General features: G+C 38.0%; 20 protein-coding genes and 2 pseudogenes. 8 read left to right on the forward strand and 14 right to left on the reverse strand.

Annotated elements, in window-relative coordinates; all coding sequences use genetic code 11:
- Positions 1-37: 37 nt before the first annotated feature.
- From OCV57_RS12555 to OCV57_RS12610, 12 genes and pseudogenes are all read right to left on the reverse strand, one after another.
- A pseudogene (locus tag OCV57_RS12555) lies at positions 38-439 on the reverse strand (IS1595 family transposase); the annotation flags it as partial.
- A 15-nt stretch (positions 440-454) separates the two neighbouring features.
- The gene (gene tagD / locus OCV57_RS12560; RefSeq protein ID WP_117928076.1) at positions 455-850 is read right to left on the reverse strand and encodes a glycerol-3-phosphate cytidylyltransferase; all 396 of its coding nucleotides are present in this window, start codon (positions 848-850) and stop codon (positions 455-457) included.
- 1 nt (position 851) lies between these two features.
- Entirely contained in the window at positions 852-2,033 is a 1,182-nt protein-coding gene (locus tag OCV57_RS12565) for a CDP-glycerol glycerophosphotransferase family protein (RefSeq protein WP_117957598.1), read from the reverse strand.
- Positions 2,034-2,036: 3 nt separating this feature from the next.
- Positions 2,037-3,236, reverse strand: coding sequence for a hypothetical protein (locus tag OCV57_RS12570; RefSeq protein WP_117957600.1), 1,200 nt, complete (start codon positions 3,234-3,236; stop codon positions 2,037-2,039).
- A gap of 85 nt (positions 3,237-3,321) precedes the next feature.
- A complete protein-coding gene (locus OCV57_RS12575) occupies positions 3,322-4,626 on the reverse strand; it encodes a glycosyltransferase family 4 protein (RefSeq protein WP_117957602.1) in 1,305 nt (434 codons plus the stop codon).
- 12 nt (positions 4,627-4,638) lie between these two features.
- Positions 4,639-5,136, reverse strand: coding sequence for an acyltransferase (locus OCV57_RS12580; RefSeq protein WP_117957604.1), 498 nt, complete (start codon positions 5,134-5,136; stop codon positions 4,639-4,641).
- On the reverse strand, positions 5,133-6,290 hold the full coding sequence (locus OCV57_RS12585) for a hypothetical protein (protein ID WP_267301835.1): 1,158 nt from the start codon (positions 6,288-6,290) through the stop codon (positions 5,133-5,135). The genes OCV57_RS12580 and OCV57_RS12585 overlap by 4 nt, the downstream gene beginning before the upstream one ends.
- Before the next feature lie 2 nt (positions 6,291-6,292).
- Positions 6,293-7,057 carry a glycosyltransferase family 2 protein gene (locus OCV57_RS12590; RefSeq protein WP_117957607.1) on the reverse strand — a complete coding sequence of 255 codons (765 nt, stop codon included), beginning with the start codon at positions 7,055-7,057 and terminating at the stop codon, positions 6,293-6,295.
- A gap of 2 nt (positions 7,058-7,059) precedes the next feature.
- Positions 7,060-7,806: a sugar transferase gene (locus OCV57_RS12595; protein WP_117957609.1), complete on the reverse strand. Its 747-nt coding sequence runs from the start codon at positions 7,804-7,806 to the stop codon at positions 7,060-7,062.
- Between the two features lie 22 nt (positions 7,807-7,828).
- A pseudogene (locus tag OCV57_RS12600) lies at positions 7,829-8,995 on the reverse strand (DegT/DnrJ/EryC1/StrS family aminotransferase).
- A gap of 117 nt (positions 8,996-9,112) precedes the next feature.
- Positions 9,113-11,056, reverse strand: a complete 1,944-nt coding sequence (locus tag OCV57_RS12605) for a polysaccharide biosynthesis protein (RefSeq protein ID WP_267301836.1) — start codon at positions 11,054-11,056, stop codon at positions 9,113-9,115.
- A 480-nt stretch (positions 11,057-11,536) separates the two neighbouring features.
- Positions 11,537-12,796: a DegT/DnrJ/EryC1/StrS family aminotransferase gene (locus OCV57_RS12610; RefSeq protein WP_449555730.1), complete on the reverse strand. Its 1,260-nt coding sequence runs from the start codon at positions 12,794-12,796 to the stop codon at positions 11,537-11,539.
- Positions 12,797-13,212: 416 nt separating this feature from the next.
- Between OCV57_RS12610 and OCV57_RS12615 the strand changes: the two genes are divergently transcribed.
- Positions 13,213-13,395, forward strand: coding sequence for a hypothetical protein (locus tag OCV57_RS12615; protein ID WP_267301838.1), 183 nt, complete (start codon positions 13,213-13,215; stop codon positions 13,393-13,395).
- A 196-nt stretch (positions 13,396-13,591) separates the two neighbouring features.
- Entirely contained in the window at positions 13,592-14,206 is a 615-nt protein-coding gene (locus OCV57_RS12620) for a sugar O-acetyltransferase (RefSeq protein ID WP_195220699.1), read from the forward strand.
- Between the two features lie 58 nt (positions 14,207-14,264).
- Here OCV57_RS12620 and OCV57_RS12625 read toward each other — a convergent pair whose 3' ends face one another.
- Positions 14,265-18,422, reverse strand: a complete 4,158-nt coding sequence (locus tag OCV57_RS12625) for a C1 family peptidase (protein ID WP_267301839.1) — start codon at positions 18,420-18,422, stop codon at positions 14,265-14,267.
- Between the two features lie 408 nt (positions 18,423-18,830).
- On the opposite strand from OCV57_RS12625, the gene OCV57_RS12630 reads away from it, so the two are divergent.
- Positions 18,831-19,340 carry a hypothetical protein gene (locus OCV57_RS12630; RefSeq protein WP_267301840.1) on the forward strand — a complete coding sequence of 170 codons (510 nt, stop codon included), beginning with the start codon at positions 18,831-18,833 and terminating at the stop codon, positions 19,338-19,340.
- Between the two features lie 146 nt (positions 19,341-19,486).
- On the opposite strand, the gene OCV57_RS12635 is transcribed toward OCV57_RS12630, so the two are convergent.
- On the reverse strand, positions 19,487-19,957 hold the full coding sequence (locus tag OCV57_RS12635) for a DUF3592 domain-containing protein (RefSeq protein ID WP_267301841.1): 471 nt from the start codon (positions 19,955-19,957) through the stop codon (positions 19,487-19,489).
- 295 nt (positions 19,958-20,252) lie between these two features.
- On the opposite strand from OCV57_RS12635, the gene OCV57_RS12640 reads away from it, so the two are divergent.
- The 5 genes from OCV57_RS12640 to OCV57_RS12660 form a co-directional block, all read left to right on the forward strand.
- Positions 20,253-20,837, forward strand: a complete 585-nt coding sequence (locus tag OCV57_RS12640) for a TetR/AcrR family transcriptional regulator (RefSeq protein ID WP_046440066.1) — start codon at positions 20,253-20,255, stop codon at positions 20,835-20,837.
- A gap of 83 nt (positions 20,838-20,920) precedes the next feature.
- Positions 20,921-22,225: a collagen-like domain-containing protein gene (locus OCV57_RS12645; RefSeq protein ID WP_267301842.1), complete on the forward strand. Its 1,305-nt coding sequence runs from the start codon at positions 20,921-20,923 to the stop codon at positions 22,223-22,225.
- A gap of 25 nt (positions 22,226-22,250) precedes the next feature.
- Positions 22,251-22,397 (forward strand): hypothetical protein, encoded by a 147-nt coding sequence (locus OCV57_RS12650; RefSeq protein WP_267301844.1) that lies wholly within the window; start codon positions 22,251-22,253, stop codon positions 22,395-22,397.
- Between the two features lie 387 nt (positions 22,398-22,784).
- Positions 22,785-22,973, forward strand: coding sequence for an alpha/beta-type small acid-soluble spore protein (locus OCV57_RS12655; RefSeq protein ID WP_046440070.1), 189 nt, complete (start codon positions 22,785-22,787; stop codon positions 22,971-22,973).
- Positions 22,974-23,451: 478 nt separating this feature from the next.
- The coding region (locus tag OCV57_RS12660) for a CHAP domain-containing protein (RefSeq protein ID WP_267301846.1) at positions 23,452-25,596 on the forward strand (2,145 nt) is incomplete at its 3' end.

Here is a 25,596-nt window from a genome sequence, read left to right on the forward strand (position 1 = left end):
CGCACGTCAAAGCCAGACGCTCGAACAGGTTTTCATGTTATGAGCGCCTGTTGAAACGGTAGCAAAATTCATCGAGATAAAGCTGGATATGCTTGCGTTCCATGCCATGATAAGTGCCCTCAACAAAGGCTTTTGCATTTGAAATTATGGTGTGCAGCCATTTCAGCATATTCTTATCAGGTGCAAATGTCTCGTAGCTGTGAAAGGATTTCTCTGCCAAAGGCTTGCGGAGGGGACGGTAATTATCCGTTTCTACCCTCGAAAATTCTGCAATTTTTTTCTTTGCGAATTTGCCAATGGTCACACCTCTCACGTCGGGTAGAACCTTCATTTTTACGTACTTTGAAGCACCATTGGTCGTCTTTGAAACAGCCACCATTATCTTCGTTTTGGTAGTGCCTCGACCACGCTTTTTGCCATGATCTGATGTGCCGATATAGGTATCTTCAACACATTAGCGATTATTTAAATCGTTTTTAATTTGTGAAGAGCTTATTTCTGGCGTACGTTCTAAATATACCACTTCAACATTTTCATCTTTTAAAAAATCGAATTTTCCTTTCCAATCATCACCCATAACAAATGTATCTACATGATATTCATGTACATCTGTTTTCTTTTGTTCCCAGTTTTCTTCTGGTATAACTAAATCAACATATCTAATAGCCTCAACTAATTGTTTTCTCTGTTCATAGGAAAAATAACATTTCTTATTTTTTTCGTTCCAATTGAATTCATCTGTTGAAATTGCAACAATCAAATAATCACCTAACGCTTTCGCTCTTCTCAACAAATTTATATGTCCATAATGTAACAAATCAAAAGTTCCATACGTTATTACTCTCTTCATATTAATCCTCCATTATTTTCTTTATTACTTTCATAATTTTTACTGTTGCATTACCATCTTCTATATTACCTAATGACTCCAGAAAACTATCTATATTGTATTGATATTTATTCATATCAAAATCTTTTATACATTGATATAATGCATCAGGATTCATAGCTAGTGGAAAAGGCAAATCATCCATTGAAAAATATAATCCTCTTTCAACATTTTTGTAATGTTCTAAATCTGGGCAATATAAAAAACATGGTCTTTTACATAACGAATAATCAAAAAAACTACTCGAATAATCCGTTAAGAGGACATCTGAAACATACAAATACTCAGCCATATCATCCCCTTTATTTCCTAATTTAAATGTTTCAGTTTCTTTAATTCCTCTTTTATTAATTAATTCAACAACTGAATCATGTGCCCTGAAAACAAAGCACCACTCTCCATTAAATTTTTCTTCTAGAGCTGAAAACAACTTTTCAAAATCAAAAGATTCTATTTGTGAAAGCCCACCCATTTTAAGATTATCAGCTCTAAAAGTTGGAGCATAAAGAATTATTTTTTTATTAACAGGTAACTCTAATTTTTTTCTTAATTGGATATTTCGATCTTTTTTATTAATAAAAAGAATATCGTTTCTTGGAGTTCCACTCATTAAGATAGGAATTTTTCTAAAGTTAATCCTATCATATAATTTTTTCATAAAGAATGAATTACACATTAATAAATCTGCCGTAGAATAAAACATCACATTTTTTCCTATATATTGTTTTTCATCTATACTAATATGTTTTAGAGGGGTTCCATGCCATGTAGCGATTCCAAACTGCCCTTTCTTTTTTTGTTTTTCCAAAAGTTTTAATTTGAAACTATTTACATTTTCGTACCCGTAACTCCATCCCAAATAATTGTCAATGGTTATTTTACTCATACTTCGATATAAAACTGATTTTGTTGAAAATGGTTTTACTTTTACTATGTAATCTGGAATAATCTCATTTGATTTCATACCGATTTCCCATATAATACGCACATCTGGATATTGTTTTTTTAGTTCTTCAGAAATTCTTCTTGGGCTATCTCCATATTGACCATGAAAACTACAACAGTATATTTGTTTTTTCCTAATAGGCAAAAGTTTAAATGCATAATTCAGCAAAATATTTCTATACGCAATAAATTTATTCACTTTTTACACTTTCTCCTCTCTTTTCGGGTTACATTGATCAAAAAAACTTATAACCATAACAATCATTGTAAAATATGCCGCATTTAACAGCATTGTTTGTGCAAACGTTGCAACAATTATCATTATTATATACGACTTTGCTGAATATTCAGGTGTGCGTAGAGCTTTAATTAGTGGCAGATAGAATAGTAAAATGCCAACAAAGCCATACATAAATACCACTCTTGAAAATGTGTTCAAAAAAACAACCTGCGCCCTATAATACACCAACACACTAGAAGTAGAAGCAAATTTATTAATATTTTGTGCAATATAACTAGATGCTTCGCTATAATTAGTGCCAAAGAACAATGTTTCTATTGGCTGTGTTTTTATTATATCAAAACCAACAGCAATTCTACTTTCAAATGTACTTCCTCCCGAAGATACATCTAACAATTTCGATAAAGATGCACTGAAAATATCCAAATTAGTGAATAAAGCAATAATAATTATTGCACTTACAAGTACTGCTATTTTTGTTTTAATCGTTTCAGTCCGGCTAAACAGAAAACAAGACCATAGTACAACTGACAAAATAATTCCCACAGTAGATGTTGAACACAAAGCAAAAAATGTTACTATTATCGCCCATTTAATTTCTTTATTTTTTAGAGTCAAAAATTCTAATGGAAGTATTGCAGACACAAAAGCTGCTGGTTCAGAAAAAAATGATGATGGCCTAAAGGTTGCTACCATATCTTCAGCTCTCAATGAGTAACTTGGAATAATTGAAATCGGCATAATAGGGTGACCCAAAACATATAATTTAATCATTTGAAAAATCAAACCTAAAAAATATATACTTGCCGCAATTTTCCAGGTAAAATATAATTTATCTTCATTAAATTCCTTATTACACACAATTAATACTGCAAAAAAAACAATCACATATTCCGTAATACGATTAACATATGTTCGAGAATAATCCATCATAATAATCATTTTTAATATATCTCTAAATACAGCATAAATAATAAATAGTATAAAATATTTGTATTCTGGCTTTATTTTAATAATACACTTTTGTTTTATAAGCGTGTATAACGCTATGATTATTAAAATTATATTACCTAATGATGTTGGTCCGATATTGTACTGAACCAACAACGGATAGAAAGGCAAAAAATATTCTATTCCAAATTCATCTTTATATTTTTCCATTCTTTTTATTCCTTAACATACTATTTTTTCAGCTTCATTTCAATAACTGAATATAAAAATCAAAAGGCTAAATATTCCTAATTTATCAAATTAAAGTTCTATACCAGTTTACATATTTTTCAGACATGCTATCAATTGAAAACATATTTCCGATTTCAGCAATCTCTTCATGATTCCAGTTTTTATCTAATGAAGTTCTCAAAGCATTTGCAACTGATTCAATACTTCTATCCTTTACTTTTAACATTGCCTCTGGATAATATAAATCCTGTGTTGCATCTAAATCCTCAAAGGTAACGCATGGTACTCCATGCATATATCCCTCAACAATAGGCAAACCAAATCCATCATTTAAACTCAAAAATAAATTTATATCACAAAATTTCCAAAAAATATCCATTTGATCATTAAATCCGCCTAAAATAACATTTTTATGTAATTGATACTCCACAATTTTTCTTCGGACTTCTCCATTATCTACCTCTCTTCCCCAAAGCACCAACAGGGTATTTTTAAATACTTTTGTATTTTTTAATATTTCTACTGCTTGCATTTGATTTTTGTTTTTGGTTATATTCCCCACAAAAAAGAGAATTTTCTTACCATTTTTTTTGCTATACTGCAAATAAGCATATGTATCATTCAACTTTGGATATAAATCATTCTGCTTCAAACAATCACTATAATATTCCTGAAACTTTTCTTGCGTTAAAGTGCCTTCTTCTCGAATAAACTTTGTATCATTTTCGTTGCTTTTTTTAGTTCCATTCGTGATAACAGTGATATTGTTTGCTTTTTTCCCTAAATACTTTTCTTCTATCCTGGCTTTCATACCACTACTAATCACACTAACTGGTATGTTGTTTTTTTCTGCTTTTATTAAAAAATCACGTTCTATCTGCTTTTCGTATGCCGGTGCAGAAACTGAATCATTCAAACCAATTAAACCATGTAAAGTAACTGTATACCTTACTTTCATTTCCTCACAAATTCTAATATAGCTTTCTGTAATAGTTCCTATACCATGTATATGAACTATGTCCGGTTTTTCCTTTTGAATTTGTTTTCTAACATATCCGCCATCCACTTCATAAAAAACATGTCTGGCTTTATCTTTTACTGTAACACCATTCGCAAAAAATGCTTTTATTCCTATTAACCAATCCTTTAATTTTGCATTAGAAAAAAACTGTCCCCATGTATGAGAAAGAATTTTAAATTTCTTTTCATTTTTTCCCTTTGTAATAACTCGTGTTAATAAAACAACATTTTCTAATTCAGCCACTGAACTTACTATATTTTGAACCATCAATCCAAATCCAGTCTTATTTTTAGTAAATTCAATCATATTGTCATCATATATATACGGAGCAATAATCATTACTTTCATTTATATCGTCACCTAAAAAAATTTATTTTCTGATTTCAAATCATAATAATGTTGTTCATTTCTCATTTTAAATACTTTCGCCGGATGTCCTCCTGCAATTGAACATGCTGGAATATCCGATACAACAACACTTCCAGCTTGAATAATAGCCCCTTCACCAATTTTAACCCCTTGTAAAATTGTAACATTTTGCCCAAGCCAAACATTATCTTCTATCACAACATCACCGTCTATAGTCGTATCATCATAAGGAATAGATTTTCCCTCATAGTTATGATTAGATGTTAATATTAATATTCCTCCTCCAGAATGAAAATTATTCCCAATAGTAACATTTCCATTTCCTGTAACTTTCATCCCGTTGAAATGACAGTTATCTCCGATATGAGTCTTAGAAGTAAATCTACTCCAATGATTTACATGTAATTTCTTTCCATATTGCTTAGCTGCTTTTTTACATAAATTTGTATAAAAACCTGTTCGTATTTTTTTTATAATTGTTCCTATCATACGCTTTTCTCCAATACTTCTGATAAAAGTCTATGTTCCTTATAAAGACAAACATATCCCAATTCTTTCAGTTTGTTAAAATTTTCAGGATTACTCATATTATCTATTATTATTGGAATTGAATTGCATAATGCCTGATTCAATACCGTTGAATAAAGCGAAATTGCAGCACCAGATTGTAATAAGGATTGCTCTATCGAAATTTTTGCTGTATCCTCTACATTTGCAAAATCAAATATCTTTTTAACAAGATCCATATTAGAATATCTCGGATGCGGACGTATTGAAATTTTCTTTCCACTCTTGTTCAACTGTTCCAATATTTTTGATATTTTCTTTAACACCTCTTCCGATTCTGCGCCTAAATAATATGTATAATCATATTTCTGTGTTCTGATCAGTTCTCCATCGAATTTAAGAGAAGCTGGAACTTCAACAACAAACTGATTTTTATCTGCCTTCATAGAAGCTAATATTTTTCCGTAGTATTCATCCCAAATATAGCATTCATCAAATTTAAAGAACGAATCTCTCATATAGTACATTTTTTCTCCATGCATTACATCTATATGCTTGATATTTCTTTGTTTACAGTAAGCAGTCAGTACTGAAGACGTAAAAGAGTATTCCGCACAAACTGCTATTGCTTCAGGTGAAAATTCTTCAATAGCAAAACTATATCTTCCAATTTTAATCAAACATTTTAAAATAAACTGCCAAGAAAATGGATATCTACATATTATTCCTTTTATAAACTTTTTATCTTTTGCAGTTAATAAAATTCCTTCTACCGGATTACTTTCAATAGCTTTATACCTTTTTTTCAAAGACTTTGGCAAAATGTTTTCCGGTTTACCATCTCTAAAAAATACCAAGTTTTTATGCTCTAGCCGATTCACCTGAACCTTTTTTCCATATTTGAACCAATAGAGAATCGCCACTGGAAACGAAACCAGATTTAACAAAAAAGTGATTCCTTTTCCATTAAACTGCATCTGACACTTATACTGAAAATACGATCTTTCAATCTCATCTCGTGGATTTCCTAATTTAGCAATGTATTTTTTTTGTTTACTGACACCATATGAGAATAATGCGTCTTGCCTTCTTTCCAAAAGAACAGCCATTTTACGCATCATATCATTCATACCCATAATTAACTCACCTTTTTAACGTATCGCACCTTTTTCCAGCATCCATAAATTAAATTTTGTAAAGTCAAAAATAACGATGCAACACTATTCTTATTATCTGCTTCCTTGAATAACTTATAGTGCCATTTTACTAATTTTAAATAGCCATGATTTGATATTGAACCCGATCGTTTTCTATACTGTGCCAACACTTTATCATAATGATAACAGTCTGCCTTTTTGATCACTTTCAACCACATGGCATAATCGTTATTCTTTTTAATGTCTGCGATCTGTATTTTACCAACCTTCTCCGCATCATACATTACGGTCAAACACCCCGGCCAACAATAACGATACATTCCCATTTTTGTAATCTTCTTAGGACCGGTTACTTTTACTCCATTCACCACATCATTTTCATCAATTTCCTCGTAACTGGTATACGAAAAGAAATGTCCATTTTTTTTCATAAACTTTATCTGCTTTTCCAACTTAGTTGGATGCCATAAATCATCGCTGTCTAAAAAAGCAATCCATTTACCTTTTGCATTTCTTAATGCTCTATTCCTTGATATAGCAGCACCAGAATTTTTTTCATTTTTTAAATATACAATTCGTTTGTCATTATACTTCGACACAATTTCATCTGTATCATCGGTTGAGCAATCATCAACTATAAGCAATTCCCAATTTTTGTAGGTTTGATTTAATACAGATTCTATTGTCTTACTAATAAAACTTGCTGTATTATACGATGGCATTATTATTGAAACTAATTCATTCATTATCACTTCAATCCTTTTAATAATTCTTTTGCTTCGTTCTGTTTTTTATCGTATTCTTCTTTACTTATCCGTTTTGTCTGAAGAAGATAATCTCCATAATCGGCTGCAGTTAAACTACCTTCTTCTGTAATTCCCTCCTGCTTAATAAATGCTTTTTCAACAGTTTTAATTATAATTTTCAAATCATGTCCAAAAGAAACATGTTCTATATACTCCAAGTCATAATGCAATTTTCTATCCCATGAAATTGCATTTCTTCCACTTACTTGTGCAAGTCCGGACAAGCCAGGTTTTGCAGTATGACGCATTCTTTGTTCATCTGACATAAACACCATATCTCGAACTAACTGCGGACGTGGTCCTATCAGTGTCATCGTGCCATTTAAAATACAAAATGCTTCTGGCAACTCATCCAAAGAAGTTGATCTAAGCCATATGCCAAATTTTGTCAGGCGCACTTCATCGGGCAACAAGTTTCCCTCTGCATCTTTCTTATCTGTCATAGTCCGAAACTTATACATTTTAAAGATTCGTTCTTTCCCCGTTTTCGGATCAATTAACCCTGGTCTATATTGGGTAAATAATATTGGACTACCCAGTTTAATCCGAACCAACAAAGCAATGATCGCATACAGCCAGCAGAATACAATAATCGCCAACCCTGAGCAAAAAATATCAATCGCCCTTTTTATGTATCTTTCATAAAATCCCATCTTACGGTACAATTTATGACTTTTTTCTTTCTTCATAATTCTCTCCTAAAACACTTTCTTATTCACAACAAGCTTTTATTACTTCAATAATTCTATCCTGCTGTTCCGCCGTCATTTTATTATCACTTGGCAGGCACAATCCTCTTGTAAAAACATCCATTTTCATCTCTAACCAAAAAGGATTCGAACGATATATCTGCTACATATGCATTGGTTTCCAAATCGGACGTCCTTCTGCATTAATAGATGAGATAGCTTCCAGAATCTCTGTCGGGCAAGACTTTCCTGGTTCTTTTACATAGCACACATCCTGTTCACTATGGACCTGTTTACACATTGCTTTCTTATCAATAATCAAGCAAGATAACCAGTAGTTTTGTTCAGAGTTTTCCAGATCCATTTGATTCATAGATACCGGCAGTACTTTTAATCCATCTTTATATCCCTCATAAATTGCTTTCTTATGTGCGATATGCTCATTCAGGTAAGGAAACTGCCCCCGAACAACACTAGCAACCACATTACTCATACGATAGTTGTATTCCAATTCTTCATGTTGGCACCATGCAGCATTTTCTCCCGCCTGAGTAGACCACCTACGAACCTTATTTGCAGCTTCTTCACTAACTGTAAGGAAACATCCACCAACACTACCAGTAATGATCTTATTTCCGTTAAAAGAAATGGTATTATATTTTCCAAATGTACCAATCTGCACGCCTTTATATGTAGCTCCCATAGATTCTGCTACGTCTTCTACCAAAATAGCACCATGTTTTTTATAATTTCATTTAACTGATCTACTTTTCCCGGAGTTCCATAAAGATGTGCGATGACCACAACCTTTGTATCTGGATAAATTTCAAATGCTTTTTCTAATGCAACCAGATCCATATTCCAAGTGTCATACTTTTTATCAATAAATACTGGCTCTCAACCATCATAAACTACCGAATTTACAGTTGCGTCAAAAGTCATATCAGAACAAAAGACTTTCTTTTTTCTCTAATGCACCATGCCCAACCTTTGGCATACAATATGCCTCAATTTCTGCCAGTCTCATCGCCATATGCAGGGATGCTGTTCCTGATGATAATGCAACTGCATATTTACAACCGATATATTCACATGCCATTCTTTCTACTTCATTGATATTCTTACCAACTGTGGACATCCAATTTGTTTTATACGCTTCTTTCACATATTCGATTTCTGAACGATGCATAGTGGGACTACTCAACCATACTTTAGACTCAAACTTTTCAAATTGATTTTTTCTTTAAACATGATTTTCTACCTCTTTTCTCCCAATTTTTATTTTTTTGAATGTATTACCTTATTATTAAGCAATCTCTTTATTTACGTCTTCCGGTCTTTTAAATGTTGGAACAACACTTCGTAGAGCCTCTTTGGCAATTAAATCATCACCTGTATTACATGCATCTCTAAGTACATCAATCTTTTTGTAGATTTCTTCCTTACTCAATGCATTATCCCTTTCAATGAAAATCATGCTGTTATCAGTTTTGTCAAGTTCTTCTGTCTTAACTAACAGTTCTTCATACAACTTTTCGCCTGGCCTTAATCCCGTTTCAACAATCTCAATTCCCTGAACACCAGATAAACGAATCATATTTTCTGCCAAATCTATAATCTTAACTGGCTGTCCCATATCTAAAACAAATAATTCTCCATTATTCGCAATTGCTCCACTCTGAAGAACGAGCTGTGAGGCCTCTGGAATTGTCATAAAATATCTGATAATTCTCTTATCTGTAACAGTAACCGGACCACCATTCGCAATCTGACGCTTAAATAATGGAATAACTGATCCTGCGCTACCTAGTACATTTCCAAATCGTGTAGCACTGTACTTCACTTTTCCGTGTGTACTTGCACTCTGCACAATCATTTCACACATTCTCTTTGTAGCACCCATAACGTTAGTAGGGTTAACTGCTTTATCTGTAGATACCATCATAAAGCGTTCTGTTCCAAACTTCTCACAAAGCTCTACTAGATTCTGTGTACCGAATACATTATTGTAAATAGCTTCCACACAGTTATGTTCCATTAACGGAACATGTTTATGAGCAGCTGCATTAATAATTATCTGAGGATGGTATTTCTCAAATACTTTCTCAAGAGCTTTCCTATTTGTGATAGAACAAATTTCGATCTGCAGATCAAGACAATCTCCGTACGCGATCTTTAACTCCTGTTGAACATCATATGCACCATTTTCATAAATATCCAAAATGATAATCTTTCTTGGATTCATCTTTGCCAGTTGTCTGCAAAGTTCTGAACCAATGGAACCACCACCACCAGTGATAAGTACAACTTTGTCTTTATAGTAAGCATTTGTTCTTTCATCAGAAACCACTAATTGTTTTCTAAACAAAAGTTCCTCAATATCAAATTCTCGAAGATGCCTCTTTCCTCCTGCGGTATACATAGTCGGATAATCATAAACCTTTAACTTATATCCTGCATCTTTGTAATATTCATAAAGCGCCTTTTTCTTGCCAGCATCCATTGACGGTATTGCAAAAATAATCTCCTGTACTTCAAATTCACCCAATCTGTTAAATGTTGCCTCATTCTCTGACCAAACTGGGATTCCATGTATTTCACGACCAACTTTTTCTTTGCTAATATCTATAAAACATCTCGGAATATATGCTGTTTCCTCATTATTTATTGGTTCCTCTGCCAGACTTACACCAACACGTCCTGCACCAATAATTGCAACTTTGATTTTCTGAACTTCTTTTTTATTTTCCGCTTCTATGCCAGAAAACATATGTAATAACGCGGAAAGAATTTTTCCTTTTGTAGTTTCCCGATTTCCGCACTTATACGCATAGCGATACATCATACGAAGCGCTAATGCTCCTAGAAGGTTCAAACTGACAATTGAAAGCATTCTAGCAAATGTAATTTTTTGAATTGGAAGTAATAATTCCAGACACAGATAAGCTACAAAAGCAATAAAATCGGTAAATAGTAACCGGATATAACATTGTATTCCACCATATCTCCATACCTGCACATATACTTTACCAATAAGACGTGCTACAAAAATACACAGTACCGAAAGGCATACTTGCTGAAGTATTCCTATAGTTGATAACTTATCAATTCCTCCATACAGTAATAACAGTATTGCTGCTACCACTGCATACATAATCAAATCATACCCGATAAGCAACCACCTGATATTAGATGTGCTACTCAGTTTTGTACGACTCAAATTAATATTATTATCATTTGCTCTATTCATTGCTTTCTCCATGAAAAACGGATGGTTTCATCCTTTCATAATTTTTTCTATCTTGTGGTTTACTGCTTTTCAAATGGCATAAATAAAAAATTTTTGCTCTGTTTCAATTCTTATTTCAAGTATACTTGTTAATTTCACAAGTGTTATGGATTTTAACGCACGGCCATATAAAAAAAACATCTGATTATTCCAATTTCCAATAGAAATTTTTCTAACACAACAACTAGCCTGTGAATGTTCTTTTTTGAAGAGCATCCGCAGACTAGTTCAAATCTCCTTATCATAAATTTTCAGCCTACAGTGTGATTCCAAATAAGCATCCAAGAAACCATTCAATTTTCATATTCTCGCCGCTCACCCGACACAACCATACAGAAAAATCATCATACCTAGATTCAACTAAATCAGTGAAACTCTTGTATAATCAAGGCTTTAAACTCAAAACAAAGTCAAGTATTCTCTTTATGTATTTCGCATACATTACTCAAAACAACTCCTGATAGCCCAAATAATTCTCTCCTGCTGTTCCTCAGTCATCTTATTATCACTAGGCAGGCAAGCGCCTCTGTCAAAGATATCAGCGCCTACATCTTCTGCACCGCCTGCAATATAAGCATTTGTGCGGCATCTGATACTGCCAGCACGTCCAACGCACTCGTGCATTCTGTACATAGGCTGCATATGCATTGGCTTCCATATTGGTCTTCCCTCTGCATTTATGCTCGCAATCGCTTCCAAAATTTCAGTAGGACAAGTCTTGCCGGCTTCTTTGATGTACAAAGCCTCGCTGTCATTTCTGACCTGCTTGCACATTGCGTCTTTATCTATGATAAGTGCAGACAGCCAATAATTTGGCTCTGTACCCTCAACGATAGGATTCATCTTAACGGGAAGCCCTTTAAGACCCTCTTTGTATCTCTCGTATATTGCTTTTTTCTGCGCAATATGCTCCTCAAGATGCGGATACTGACCACGAACGACTCCTGCAATAACATTCGACATACGATAGTTGTACCCGACCTCTTCATGCTGATACCATGCCGCATTCTCACGAGCCTGCGTTGACCACTTACGAGCCTTGTTTGCATCTTCAAGGCTGTTCGTCAGCAAACATCCGCCGCTAGAACCTGTTATTATCTTATTGCCATTGTAACTTACAGCGCTGTAATCGCCAAAGCTTCCACACTGTCTGCCGTCAATGGTAGCACCCATAGCTTCAGCAGCGTCCTCGATCAAAAGCGCACCATGCTTCTCGCATATCTTCTTTATCTCGTCCATTCTTCCAGGAAAACCGTATAACTCAGCGCTTACTACCAGCTTGACTTCAGGATACATCTCAAAAGCCTTTTCAAGCGCCACAGGATCCATGTTCCAAGTATCTCTGTCAGTGTCGATAAAAACAGGAATACCGCCCTCGTAAACAACTGGGTTGAGAGTAGCGTCAAAGGTCATGTCGCTGCAAAAAACTCTCCTGCCCTCAAGAGCGCCATGAGATATAGCAGGCTTGCCATAAAGCCTCTCGCCAGCAAGCTTACAGCACAAGTGAAGCGCAGCCGTGCAGCATGAAAGGCCAACAGCATACTTGACTTCAGACTTCTCCGCCGCTATCTTCTCGACCTCATTTATATTCTTACCGACTGTAGACATCCAGTTGGTATTATAAGCCTCAGTAACATATTCAAGCTCCTCACCATGCATTGTAGGTGACGCAAGCCATACTTTTTGTTTAAAGGGTTCTATTTTTCCCATTATTTTTCCCTCTTCCATATTTACTTCATATAAGTAACCATAATTACACTTATTCACGTTAATAATTTTATCACAAAATTTTAATCTAGTCAAGTATTCGCCCCATATTTATGTATATTTTTTCAAGAATCGTACATTTTCAGTGTAATATACAATGCTAACCATTTACAAAAAGCTCAGTTTGTGCATTTTTATACTAAGCTGACAGCTATAATTTTCTTCATTTAAAATTGTTAAATCATGAAACGTTTTGAAATTTTTTTACCACAAGATTTTTGATGCAGACAAAAGCTGACTTGATTTTTATCTGCATTTTACACGGCTTTTATTGATTATCAGGCAAAACCAGCATATAATCATAATAGTAATTATGGCGAAGTATGAGAAATATGATTGGAGCGGTGTTTATGATAGTAAAAATTTTCTGTGCGGTTTTGGTAGCCCTTGGAGTGAGCGTTGCAATTGTTCTAGGCGGTCTGATAGTGTTGGCTTCTTGTGTTAGTGGCAGAAAAAAGCCTGCTGGTGACAATACCGCTGATGACGAGGACACATTTATGTACACAAATTATATGCAGGGATTTTACCTATAACTTTTTCTACCCTGCCAAGCTTTTTAAATAGTATACCAAAAGTGGAGAGTGCTTTGCCCATAAGCATTCTCCACTTTTTGTATACCATTTTTTATTCTATCACTCGACCCCCCAAAAAACGATTGACACAGCCCGAAACTTGTGCTATACTCTCAACAAAATCAAATGAAACTACACGCAGAAAGGGCGTTTTATAATGACTGAAAAAGAAAAAATGCTTGCGGGCAAGATATATGACTCCTCCGACAAGGAGCTTGCAGAATTGAGGACAAAGGCTCACAAGCTTTCACAGCAGTACAGCAGTTTGTATGAAGATGATGAGAGAAGAAAAGCCATCCTTGACGAGCTTCTTCCCGACCATGGCGAGGGATTTTTTCTCCAAGGTCCTGTGTATTTTGACTATGGCGTTTTCACAAAGTTCGGCTCAGGCTGCTATGCAAACTTCAATCTGACAGTGCTTGACACCTGCCCTGTGACGATTGGCGACAACGTGTTTTTCGGCCCCAACTGCACCATTGCCACACCTGTTCACCCATTCAGATGGCAGGAGCGTAACATGAAGAAAAAGTCTGACGGCACTGTTTATGATGATGAATACGGCAAGCCTATCACAATACACTCCAACTGCTGGATAGCGAGCAATGTTGTCATCACAGGCGGAGTAACCATAGGCGAAGGCTGTGTTATCGGTGCAGGAAGCGTTGTCACCCGTGACATACCGCCAAATTCTCTTGCGGCAGGAAATCCATGCAGAGTTATCCGTGAGATAACGGAGGAGGATTCTATCAAGTACAAAGCAGAACTTTTCTAGGCACACAAAAATACCCCTGACCAGAAAATGATCAGGGGCATTTTTATCGTCTGTCGGATCATTGAGTGTAGACCCATTTTTTATCGGACCACGCTCCGTTATAAGTTTTTCCGCCTTTGACAGTGTAGCTTCTTACACGGACGTAATATTTTTGATATCTTGCAAGCCCAGAAACTGTCTTTTTATCGGTGCGGTTGTTTGTTACCTTTACGCTTTTTGCTCCCTTAAAGTCGGAACGCTGTGAGTATGATATTTCATATCCCGTGGCAGACCCTTTCTGTGCATAGTCTATAAAGAAGCCTGCATATGTACCGTAAAGCTTCTGTATCACCTGCTTTGCAGGATAGATAGCAAAGCTTTTGGTGATAACTCCGCCGTAAATGCCCTTGCCTGTGATAGTCACCTTTGCGGTGCCGACCTTTGTGTTTGCAGAATATTTCACAGTGTAGTCTGTGCCGTTTTTAAGGGTCTTTGAGCCATATTTTACTGTGATCTTCTGCGTTATCGCCTTGCCGGTAAAGCTTTTTGAAGAAATACCGCTGACCTTTGCGTTTGCAAAATTAGTCTTTGCCGTAACAATGCTTTTAGCGTCTGACCAATTGCCGTAATAGGTCTTTCCGCCCTTGACAGTATAAGAGCGAACTCTTACATAATATGTCTTTGAAGTCCCTAATCCAAGTACCGTCATCTTATCCGTCTTGTTGGTGGTGAATCTGTATGTGGAAGCATTTGAAAAATCAGATCTTGTGCCATACTGGACCTCATAGCCTGTTGCAGATCCTTTCTGCACAAAATCCACAAAAAAGCCCTTGTATCTTGTTTCAAGCACCTGTATCTGCTGTTTTGCAGGATTTATAACAAAAGAAACGGTCTGCTTGCCCTTATAATTGCCATAAAATTCAACTGATATATTGCCCGTGCCAACATTCACGTTTGAGAAATACATCACCATATAATCAACATAACGCTCTAGGGTCTTATTGCCGTCCTTTATAAGCACATCAGGTGTTATCTCCTTGCCGGTGAACGACAGCGGTGTAGCATAATAAAGCTTTAACTTGGAAGCGTCCTTTGGCTGGATAGTAAAGCCTTTTGCAACAGAGCCTCTGTATTCGCCTTTTCCAACAAAGGTCATTTTTGCAGGTCCTGCGTCACGATTGGTCTTATAATAAACAGTGTAATCCACGCCCTCTTTAAGCTCTTTGCCCTCATAGGTGAGCGTTACGTCAGGCTGTTCAATATTCTTTCCTGTGTATGTGAAGCTGTTCTTGAAGCCTGATATCTCGCAGTCTGCAATAAGCTTGCTGTCAGAATACTCCGCCGTGACAGTCATATCCTCTGTGACGTTTTTATAGTCCTTGTCCCAGCCTGTAAAACGCAGACCCTTTATAGCAGGGGCTTTCGGAGCTTTTGCAGACTTACCATATTCCACTGTCTGCTGACTTATCACCTTGCCGTCCTTATCCACAAACGTAACGTTATATGTATAAGGCTTCCATGCGGCATAAAGAGTTTTTGCACCGCCTGAATATGAGATGCTTTCTATTCTTTCACCAGAAAGTGCAGCGTTATCATACCAGCCTGCAAAGTCTGCACCCTCTTTTGTCGGCTCGGAAAGCGTCACGCTTTCGCCTTTGCTGAGGTATTCTGGATTGCCTGTGCTGTTCGTGCCGCCATTTAAAACATAGTCGATAGTGACAAATTTTGCTTCAACAAGCTTTGCCTTTACTGTGCTGTCAGCAGTATAAACTGTGTTCGCATCGACAGCAATGCCGTTCTTGTACCATTTAAGAGCATAACCGCTTTGCACTTTGACAACAGGATATTTCACCTTGCCGTCTTTATCAGTGCAGGCATAATGCTTGCTGTCAGGGGCTTCAAATGTTATCTTGTGGGAAGCCTGCTCCCCAGGACGAGTTAGCCTTGCTTTGCCGCCTGCCATCGTCCACCTGCCGCTGTCTGTCTGCTTTCCGCCAACGGTATTCAGCGAATAAGCTGCAGAGCTTTTAACGTTAGACAAAGCCGTTTTCTTGACCTTGCTGTCAGAAAAGTTGCCGTTATACCAGCAATCGGCATATTGCTGTCCATAATAAAAAGCGTCATTATCAATGCTGCCCACCATAGCTTTAGCATTTGAACTGCTTGACTTTGCAAGGTCTGAAGCACACTCTGTCAGGGTCAGACCACCTGCTTTGCCCACGATTCCGCCTGCTGAGCTTGTACCCTTGACAGTTCCGCTGAACGTACAGCGTTGAATAGATACCGCATCAAATTCACCAACGATCCCGCCTGCATACTTACCGCTGACAGTTATTTTCTCAGCACTGAGATCTCTTATCTGCGCTCTGTCCTCAGCATAGCCGAACAGACCTGCATAAGAATTATTTTGGATAACAGCGTTTTTCAGAACGTGTCCGTTGCCGTCAAAATATCCGCAAAAAGGCTTTGAAGCCGTTCCTACTGCCGATATCTTTGCACCACCGAAGTCGATGTCTTTTTCAAGCACAACACGCTTTCCTGCAAAGCTTTCACCGCCTGATACACGCTTTGCAAAGTTTTTCCAATCCGTCGCTGTCTTTATAACAAGACTTTGTTCCTTTATCTCTTTCGCCTTTGCCTTTATAAGAAGCTTGGCATTGGTAATATCGTTCTTTGAAGCGTTTTCGTCTGCAATAACTTTCTTGCCGTTGTTGACCTCACGCTCATAACCGCTCTGCTTTTCATACTTTGCCACAAGTGTTTCAAGCTCGCTTTTATCAGACTTATCTATATCATCGGTATAGGCAAATATTATAGGCTGACCAGTATAAGCGTCCTTGTCGGTAACGTCCGTCCAACTGTCACCGTCATTGGAAATATACGCCTGACCAGGCTTCATGACCCCGTCTGAATAGCCATAAACGGTCACATAGCCTGAGCCGTCATCACCGCTGAATGTCATCACGACAGAATATCTTTCGCCCTCGTCAAGCTCAACATCAGGGATATCCACGGTATAAAAGCCATCGCTCTGCACCTTTCCACTGACCTCACATTCAAGTATCCCCACAGGAGTGCTGTCTGAAACAGAAGTGTAAACCTGCACGGTGTAGTCAGACTTTCCGGTGTAGCCAAGATACATAAAGCCCACTTTGTCAAGAAGCTCGTCTTTTTTTGCTGTAAAAACATCAGCACCGCTCATTTTGTTTTCATTGCTAACATAAAATATAGAATTATCCTTATTAGCAGGATAATGGTAATTATTATCACAGCTTTCAGTGAGGTCGAACGCCACCCAATCGGTCATTTCTGCCTCTTCATAGGATATCCAGTAATAACCGTCCGTGCCACTGGATACTCCCCAAGAGCCTTTCACAAGCCATGCCCCGTTTTTCTTTGGCTGATAGCCTGCAAGGAAATTTGACTTGCTATAATTATCGTCCCAGCCCACTACGCTTACGGCATGATTTATTCCACTATATTTTGTAGTTTCCGGATCGTAATAGCTTTTGTTATCAAAGGTCATATACAGGTCGTCTGCATAATAGCTCACCATTACTCCGCCAAGCTCTTTTATCTTGTTTTTAATGGCGTTTCGTCCGCCTGTGATAGTGGAAGCGTAATTAAGCTGATATTCGCAAACGCCCTTTTTCTCCTCAGATACGATAGTGGCTTCCGTTGCGTCGGACACGAAAGGCTCATATTCATCATAGCAAAGTCCTCTATGAGCCGCCATTGCAAGGGACGAATCCATCCACGTTCCGCCGCAATCCCATATTGACTCGTCAAATCCGCCGTTAGCATATGTAGAGAGGACAAGGCTCGGCACAGAAAACTGCACGTTTTGATTTTCAAGCCCCTTTTGAATAAGATTGCTCTCTGTGCAGGAAAGTGCCGCAAACGCCCAGCAAGTGCCTGTCTGGAACTGGTTTTTGATAGTCGTCAGCGTATTCTTAGATCTGGGGTCATATTTCGCAGGCAGCGAAGCCGTTGCCTTCTGTGCATAAGGTGAACCCCCGTCGTCCGTATCGGCCAGATCTTCATCAGCGATCTCCGATTTTTCCAGACCTTCCTTTTCGTAGCCATAACCATTATCAGTAAAAATTATCCTGCCCATCTTGAATTTCGGGCTGTCATTATCTCCGCCATGCTCCGCATCCGCAAAAGCTGCGCAAGGAAACTGCACTGACAATATCGCCGCCGTCAAAATGGCGGCACATTTATAGATCACCTTCATAAAGATCTCCTTTCTGCTTTTCTGTTATTTAGTTGCACAAAGTTTCTTTTGATTATCACTTTTATGTACATAAATTTCAGCTTTTAACTACATCTGTGTATACTATATAATACAGAAATGGTAGACTCCCACTTGTCTTCTTGGCTATGGCAATTATGCAATGTGTACATTTATAAAAGAATTTGAAATTTATAATTAATATTTATTTGTTATAAGTATATGATATTATAAGCCTAAAGTCAAGCTCGTTTTTCTATGCATTTGATCCATAATTCGCCCAAAGTAAAGTTAATAACATCAAATAATATTGTTTACGGTTTATTTACAAAATGTAATCGTTATCCTAAGCAGCCAGCTTAACAAATACTGAGAATAAAGTGATATAATTACATTACGGAGATGATTATTATGAAAAATAAGTTGATACTCTGTTCCATCCTAGCAGTCGGAATGACGGCTACATTGTGCGGTTGCGGTGATGACAATTACTACGATAATTATACCACCGATGAGACCACCACGACGACCACTACATATGAACACTCAGTGGATACCAACACAAATGACAACTACACCTACAAGAAAAACGATAACGATGATGATCTTGCTGAAGGTGAGTATTGGTGCATGGGCAAGGGTGACACCTGCCACAACAAAACATCAAGTCCGACAGATCTTTATTGTCATTCATGTGACCCTGATGACAATAATATTGAGGGAGACCAGCGGACGACTGACGGAGTAGTCGGAGATAATGACGGAAACGGCGCTATTGATGAACACGATTGGGAAACCGAATGGAATGATTATCTTAACAACAAGTACGATGAGTATGGATATGATGACTATGGTTATGATGATTACGATGATTATGATTATGACTATGATGATTACGATTATGGTGACTATGGATATTGATGTTTAAAATTGATATTAATGGATAAATCAAAATACATAAGCTAATAAGCATCGAAATTCACCAAGATATAGCAAAAGGCTATGAGACCTCACTTGATCTCATAGCCTTATTTTTGTTGTAAATTGCCAAATGAGCAAATACAAACTTAGCTCTGTCTTTTTCTCCCCACTGAGATAATATTTTTCTTAGTAAGCACAAGTAGCACAATGCCAAGCAAAAGTATCAGCGGCCAAGTAAGATACGGTCTTTTATCATTATCAATATCGGTCACGACCTTATCAGGCTCACCGTTTTTGTCAGTGTTGTAATACACGTTCACTTTTTCGTTCTGACTCACATAATATGTGCCTGTGAAGATCTCTCTTGTGTACTCCTTGCCGCCAACATCAAAAGCGACAGTTATGTAATATGTTTCAGCTTTGTTGCTTGCCTTTTTGTTATGTCCCCAAGTTTTCAACTCATGGTCTATCCACTTCACATAGCCTGTGGTTTTCTCAGCACTTGACATGAAAACCCTGTTTGAAACATACTTGCTGAGATTATAGATAGTAGAGAAACCACCCATAAGAATAAAAACGATACTCAGAGCGATAAGCCCTGCATTTTGCTTTTTCATTTGATATACCCCCTGAACAGAAATGTTGTGTTAATATGAATTTATTATATCATATGAGAACATGGAAAGTCAATAAGCCTATCCCATCTTTCCATAAGTCTTATGGACATATTTATTAGTACGGTTTTGATCGTTGAGGTAAGCCGCTATTTTCTTTCTGCTGTAAGGACTTTTTTATAAGATCATGTTGAAACTTTATTTTCTTCATTTTTTGAATAATTCTTGACTTTGTTACAAATCTGTGTTATACTAATCATAAACGAACGGTCGGTACGCATAAAAGGAGCGAAGCAACATGAAAACAACTGAGCAACAGCACAATGAGCGGAAACGTGAACTAATGGAAAAGTGCTTCGAGTGCTATGCGGAAAACGGGCTCACAGGCACAGGAATTAAAGCACTGGCCGATGCGTGCGGATGCACGAAAGCAAATTTGTATTCATATTTTAAAAACCTTGATGAACTGATCATTGAGTCAACGGCATACTGTATGGAAAAGGTTGAGGACGACTTTATGGAGATGGCACCCACCGACCCCGAGGATGTTGTCCGTTTTGTGAAGGAGGTCCCGTATTGGACAGCAAAAAAGCACGGAAAAAAATATCGCCTGATGTATCAGATATATACGCACCCGAAGTATATCGAGCACGGCAAGAAATTCTTTGAAGGCGTGAACGAACGCTATACCGAGTACGCCAAGCGGCTGGAGCCGAAGATCGGCATTCCCTATACGGTCATCACGCCGCTGATCTTTATATTCGTCCGCGCCTGCGTTCATTATGCGATGTTTGAGGATGAATATTATCTGAAAACCCAGATGGAGGTCTTAAAGCAGGGGGTCGCCCTGTTTGTGGATAAGTACAAAGCAAACCAAGCATAAGCCTATCGACCGCCGCTCATTTACGGCGTGGGCAGCGGTGCAAAGCTCCGCCGTGATAAACAATTCCGAACGGAGGAAAAAAGATGAAAACAGAAAAAAAACTACTCACAGGTACACTTTTGGCGCTTTGCACCGCTCTTTTGGTGCTTTGCAGCGTGCTTGCAATAGGATGGAGCAAGGCGGCAAAAATAGGCGACGCACTGCCGGAGGTGCGAAACAACGGCACGGCGATTCAGTGGAAATACAGCGACGAAGCCGACTGGCACGACCTTGTGGCGCTTACCGAGCTGCGGGGCGCTGCCGGAGAAAACGGAACAGACGGTAAAGACGGCTCTAATGGTGCCGACGGCAAGGACGGCATTAACGGAGTTGACGGTAAAGACGGAGCCAACGGCAAAGACGGTATCAACGGCACTGACGGCATTAACGCCAAAAGCATAGAGGTGCAGCGAGCTGAAACCCACATACAGTGGCGTTACGAGGGCGATGAGTGGCAGGACCTTGTGGCGATAGCCGACATCACAGGCCCCACCGGGCAGAAAGGTGCAGACGGAGCAAACGGAAAGACACCGGAGTTCCGTGTAAGCGAAAACACCCTGCAGTGGCGCTATGTCGGCGATGAAATATGGCTGAACCTGTACGATCTTTCGGTTTTGAAAGGTCTTGACGGCAAGGATGGTATAAACGGAAAAGACGGAGCCGACGGCAAGGACGGAACAAACGGACAAAACGGCTCTGACGGTGTGGACGGAAACACCCCGTTTATCGGCGAGAACGGCAACTGGTGGATCGGAGAAACCGACACCAGCGTAAAAGCCGCAGGCATTGACGGCACAGACGGCGTTGACGGCGACAAGGGCGATAAGGGCGACCCCGGCGAAAAAGGAGATAAAGGCGACAAGGGAGATAAAGGTGACAAGGGCGACCCCGGTCAGAACGGCGCCTGCTCCGGATATTTTTATGCAGAAACAAGAATTCCGAGAGTATTTCTCAATAACGGCAACGCAGCTTTAAGCGTCTATGAAAAGGTAAACAGCGGAGACCTGATATCCACTTATCTTGATAAGATTACGCTCAAAAAAGGTCATGTTTACAGCGTCACCATAAGCGGCTCTCTCCAGGTGGTATCAAACGAGTCCAACAACAGCGGTAATTACTCCATCCAGATGACAGACGGCTATGACGACGACCTTTGCCGTGAGGTTACACGCATAAAACGTGACGGCGAAAAAATAGCGCAGACAAACGACCAACATTCCTTTAATTTCACCAGAATTTACGACGCCTCGGACGAGGATATAACGCTGTACTTCATGTTTGAACAGTCGGCATACAATACCCGTCTCGAGAGCTTCAAAGGCACAATCACAATAACCGCTCTTGATTAAGTTTACATAACGGAGGTAGTAAGAAATGAAAAAACGAATACTCAGTATCCTGCTCACCCTATGTATGCTGTTCTGCCTTGTGCCGACAGGCGTATTTGCCGAGGATAATATGGCAGCGAGTGGGACGGCGGAAGTTTCCACAGCGGCGGAACTGGTTTCAGCAATCAGATAAGCTTCATACGGAACAGTCAAACTGACGTCAGACATTACCATTTACACCACATTAGTGGTCAACCGCACCGTCACCCTTGATCTCAACGGTTATGTGCTGAAATATGGCAGCAGCAGTGCATGGCATGTAATCACTGTGTCCAGTGGTATTTTGACAATTGAAAACAGTGACTATACAAAATCACACAATTTCCAAAAGAAGTATAATTTATATGTAAATGATTTTTTTTGAATTTTGCTCCGTTTAAAATCATACTAATTTTAGCTTTTAATTTTTTCATTCCAAAAACCGCCCCATTTCGTTCTATAAATTACCTCTTATAATCAAATCATGCAGACATATAATATTATTGCAAACCCGAAAAACAAATGAAAAGGAGATACGAAAATGAAAGGTATCACAACTCAGGAAGGCAGAGAAACACTCAACAAGTTCAAGATGGAAGCAGCTAACGAAGTTGGCGTAAACCTCAAGCAGGGCTACAACGGCGATCTTACAGCTCGTGAGGTCGGCTCTGTAGGCGGTCAGATGGTCAAGAAGATGATCGACGCTTACAAGACAACAGGCAACAAGTAATTTCTCCCAAAAGTCCTAAAAACTCCGCCGTGGCATTCGCTGTGGCGGAGCTTTTTACTTGAAATCAGGCAAAAAAAGTAGTATAATATACACATAGGGTCGGGGTAAAGATCATAGTAAAGAAGGATAAATATGTTGACTAAAAAGATCGCCGCAGGACTTACAGCTTTTGTTATAACAGCTTATGCCATAAATGCGTCCTTCTTCCAAATAATAATACGATATGATTTTTTATAGGATTACATACTAATATTGGTTAATATTATTGCACATTCTACATAATTTGTCAATATAAGCTGCGTGATTTGTTATATAATAAACAATAACTGATATCAAACTGACTAAGCACTTTGAATGCAAATATTATAACATATTCAGACAAAATTATTTTTAATTTTGTCTGAATATGTATTGACATCAAAACAATTTGGTAGTATTATATTGGTATAAACTTGATTTTTTTTTAGGGGGTACTCTTATGAAGAAACGAATAGCAAGCTTGTTTACCAGTTTGCTTATGATCGTTAGTTTGATGGTCGTTATGCCAACTATGTCGGTGAGTGCGGCTAATGGTACAACAGCCTATACAAGCGGAGTTGATCCATATCCTATGTACAATAATCCTGTGAGTATAAAACAAAGAAGTTGTACTTCTGTCGCATGGGAGTGTGTGTATGCAAATACTGGAATAAAACTGCCTGGTTGGGGAAATGCAATGAATTGGTATGCCAATGCACCTAAAAGCGGATTCCAAACATATACAAGCACTCCAATGGAAGGACATCTTGCAATTTGGGCAGACACTGATAGTGACGGAAATATAATTGGTCCAGGTCATGTTGCATATATTTTGTATGTAAACACAAATACGCAAAAAATGACTGTTTACGAAGGTGGAAGAAAAGATATTTCTACGCCAAGTATCGGTACAATCACTCTTTCATATGTAGTTGGGACGTTTAGGGGTTCGCAAAAACTCTTAGGTTTTATTAATCCTGGCGTTGCTAATGTGCCGCCTACAAATGTTATACTTTCAAGAAATCAAACATGGTATGATCAGAATGATACTATTATGCTGACTCCATTTGGCGACGGTGCAACTGAATTTTATATGAGTGTAGAAAAAGATGGTACAAGAATTATAAATGGTGTGTTATTAAATGGATCATATAGCTTTACGGCAAGTACATGGGGCATTGGAAAATATCACGCATGGATTACTGCTGTTAATGGCGCTGGATCTACTGATTCGCCAGCATGTGACTTTGAGGTCGGAGGAAAGCCAACTTATTCAACAATTTTAACTTCAAAAGCATTTTATGATTTTGACAAAAATGAAACTGTTACTATAGGTGTAATTCCTACATATGCCAAAAGCCAAGTAATAGGAATTGATCTTCTTGATGAGAACTTAAAAAAGGTTAAAAGAGTTATAACCACAGAATGTGAGACCTGTTACAAAGTTTCTGCACAGACACTTGGAACAGGGTATTACAGCGCATATTTCTCATTGTGGAATGGTGTTGGTACAACAGATACAAAAAAAGTTTATTTCTATGTTGGGCAAAAGCAAAATCTTGGAACAGATTTTTATGCAAGAATTAAAAATGAGCCAGCTAATAGATATTTGACTAATTCAAATGGAAATGTAGACGGAAAGCCATTGGATTGCTCAAAACAACAGATTTGGAAATTTGTTAGGCAAAGTGATGGTGGCTATAAAATAATAAGTGCGTGTGATAACACAGCAATGGATGTTACGAATTATGGTGCTTCAGGTAATGGTACCAATGTTCAGACGTTTAAAGATTGGGATTCTACAGCACAAGTATTTTATATTTATTACATAAACCAATCATATGTTTTTAGACCAGCTTGTTCCGATGTAGTTTTAGATTTAAATGGCATTACCTCGAATTTACAAATTTGGAGTTCGGGATTTAATTTAAATACTCAAAAATTTCAAATAGAAAAAATTGAAAGTTCCGATGAAGTAGAGCATACTTTTTCTGATTGGAAGATCACAAAGAATGCTAGCTGTACAGATGCTGGAATAAAAGAAAGAATTTGCGAGGTTTGCGGAAAAACAGAAACACAGACCATTGCAAAGACTGGACATAAGTCAGTAACTGACAAGGCGATCCCTGCCACCTGCACAACAGACGGCAAGACGGAAGGTTCGCATTGCTCTGTTTGTGGTGCGGTAATAAAGGCTCAGGATACAATAAAGGCAACAGGCCATAAGTTTGGCAATTGGACAACCACAAAATCAGCTACCTGCACAGAAAGCGGTACACAGATCAGAAAATGTGAGACTTGCGGTGCAACTGAAAGCAAGAGCTTATCAGCTAAGGGTCACACAGAAGTTGTTGACAAGGCGATCCCTGCCACCTGCACAACAGACGGCAAGACCGAGGGTTCACATTGCTCAGTTTGTGGTGCGGTAATAAAGGCTCAGGATACAATAAAGGCAACAGGTCATAAGTTTGGCAATTGGACAACCATAAAACCAGCTACCTGCACGGAAAGCGGTACACAGATCAGAAAATGTGAGACTTGCGGTGCAACTGAAAGCAAGAGCTTATCAGCTAAGGGTCACACAGAAGTTGTTGACAAGGCGATC

The sequence above is a fragment of the Hominimerdicola aceti genome, assembly GCF_025567495.1.
Classification (GTDB): domain Bacteria; phylum Bacillota; class Clostridia; order Oscillospirales; family Ruminococcaceae; genus Hominimerdicola; species Hominimerdicola aceti.

Bases quoted from the DNA above. Each gene is read 5' to 3' on its own strand.
- tagD (WP_117928076.1), bottom strand. From the start codon at position 850: ATGAAGAGAGTAATAACGTATGGAACTTTTGATTTGTTACATTATGGA.
- OCV57_RS12615 (WP_267301838.1), top strand. From the start codon at position 13,213: ATGATAGTAAAAATTTTCTGTGCGGTTTTGGTAGCCCTTGGAGTGAGC.
- OCV57_RS12640 (WP_046440066.1), top strand. From the start codon at position 20,253: ATGAAAACAACTGAGCAACAGCACAATGAGCGGAAACGTGAACTAATG.
- OCV57_RS12655 (WP_046440070.1), top strand. From the start codon at position 22,785: ATGAAAGGTATCACAACTCAGGAAGGCAGAGAAACACTCAACAAGTTC.
- OCV57_RS12570 (WP_117957600.1), bottom strand. From the start codon at position 3,236: ATGGAAAAATATAAAGATGAATTTGGAATAGAATATTTTTTGCCTTTC.
- OCV57_RS12630 (WP_267301840.1), top strand. From the start codon at position 18,831: ATGAAAAATAAGTTGATACTCTGTTCCATCCTAGCAGTCGGAATGACG.
- OCV57_RS12650 (WP_267301844.1), top strand. From the start codon at position 22,251: ATGAAAAAACGAATACTCAGTATCCTGCTCACCCTATGTATGCTGTTC.
- OCV57_RS12635 (WP_267301841.1), bottom strand. From the start codon at position 19,957: ATGAAAAAGCAAAATGCAGGGCTTATCGCTCTGAGTATCGTTTTTATT.
- OCV57_RS12620 (WP_195220699.1), top strand. From the start codon at position 13,592: ATGACTGAAAAAGAAAAAATGCTTGCGGGCAAGATATATGACTCCTCC.
- OCV57_RS12645 (WP_267301842.1), top strand. From the start codon at position 20,921: ATGAAAACAGAAAAAAAACTACTCACAGGTACACTTTTGGCGCTTTGC.
- OCV57_RS12605 (WP_267301836.1), bottom strand. From the start codon at position 11,056: ATGAATAGAGCAAATGATAATAATATTAATTTGAGTCGTACAAAACTG.
- OCV57_RS12625 (WP_267301839.1), bottom strand. From the start codon at position 18,422: ATGAAGGTGATCTATAAATGTGCCGCCATTTTGACGGCGGCGATATTG.
- OCV57_RS12580 (WP_117957604.1), bottom strand. From the start codon at position 5,136: ATGATAGGAACAATTATAAAAAAAATACGAACAGGTTTTTATACAAAT.
- OCV57_RS12575 (WP_117957602.1), bottom strand. From the start codon at position 4,626: ATGAAAGTAATGATTATTGCTCCGTATATATATGATGACAATATGATT.
- OCV57_RS12595 (WP_117957609.1), bottom strand. From the start codon at position 7,806: ATGAAGAAAGAAAAAAGTCATAAATTGTACCGTAAGATGGGATTTTAT.
- OCV57_RS12590 (WP_117957607.1), bottom strand. From the start codon at position 7,057: ATGAATGAATTAGTTTCAATAATAATGCCATCGTATAATACAGCAAGT.
- OCV57_RS12585 (WP_267301835.1), bottom strand. From the start codon at position 6,290: ATGGGTATGAATGATATGATGCGTAAAATGGCTGTTCTTTTGGAAAGA.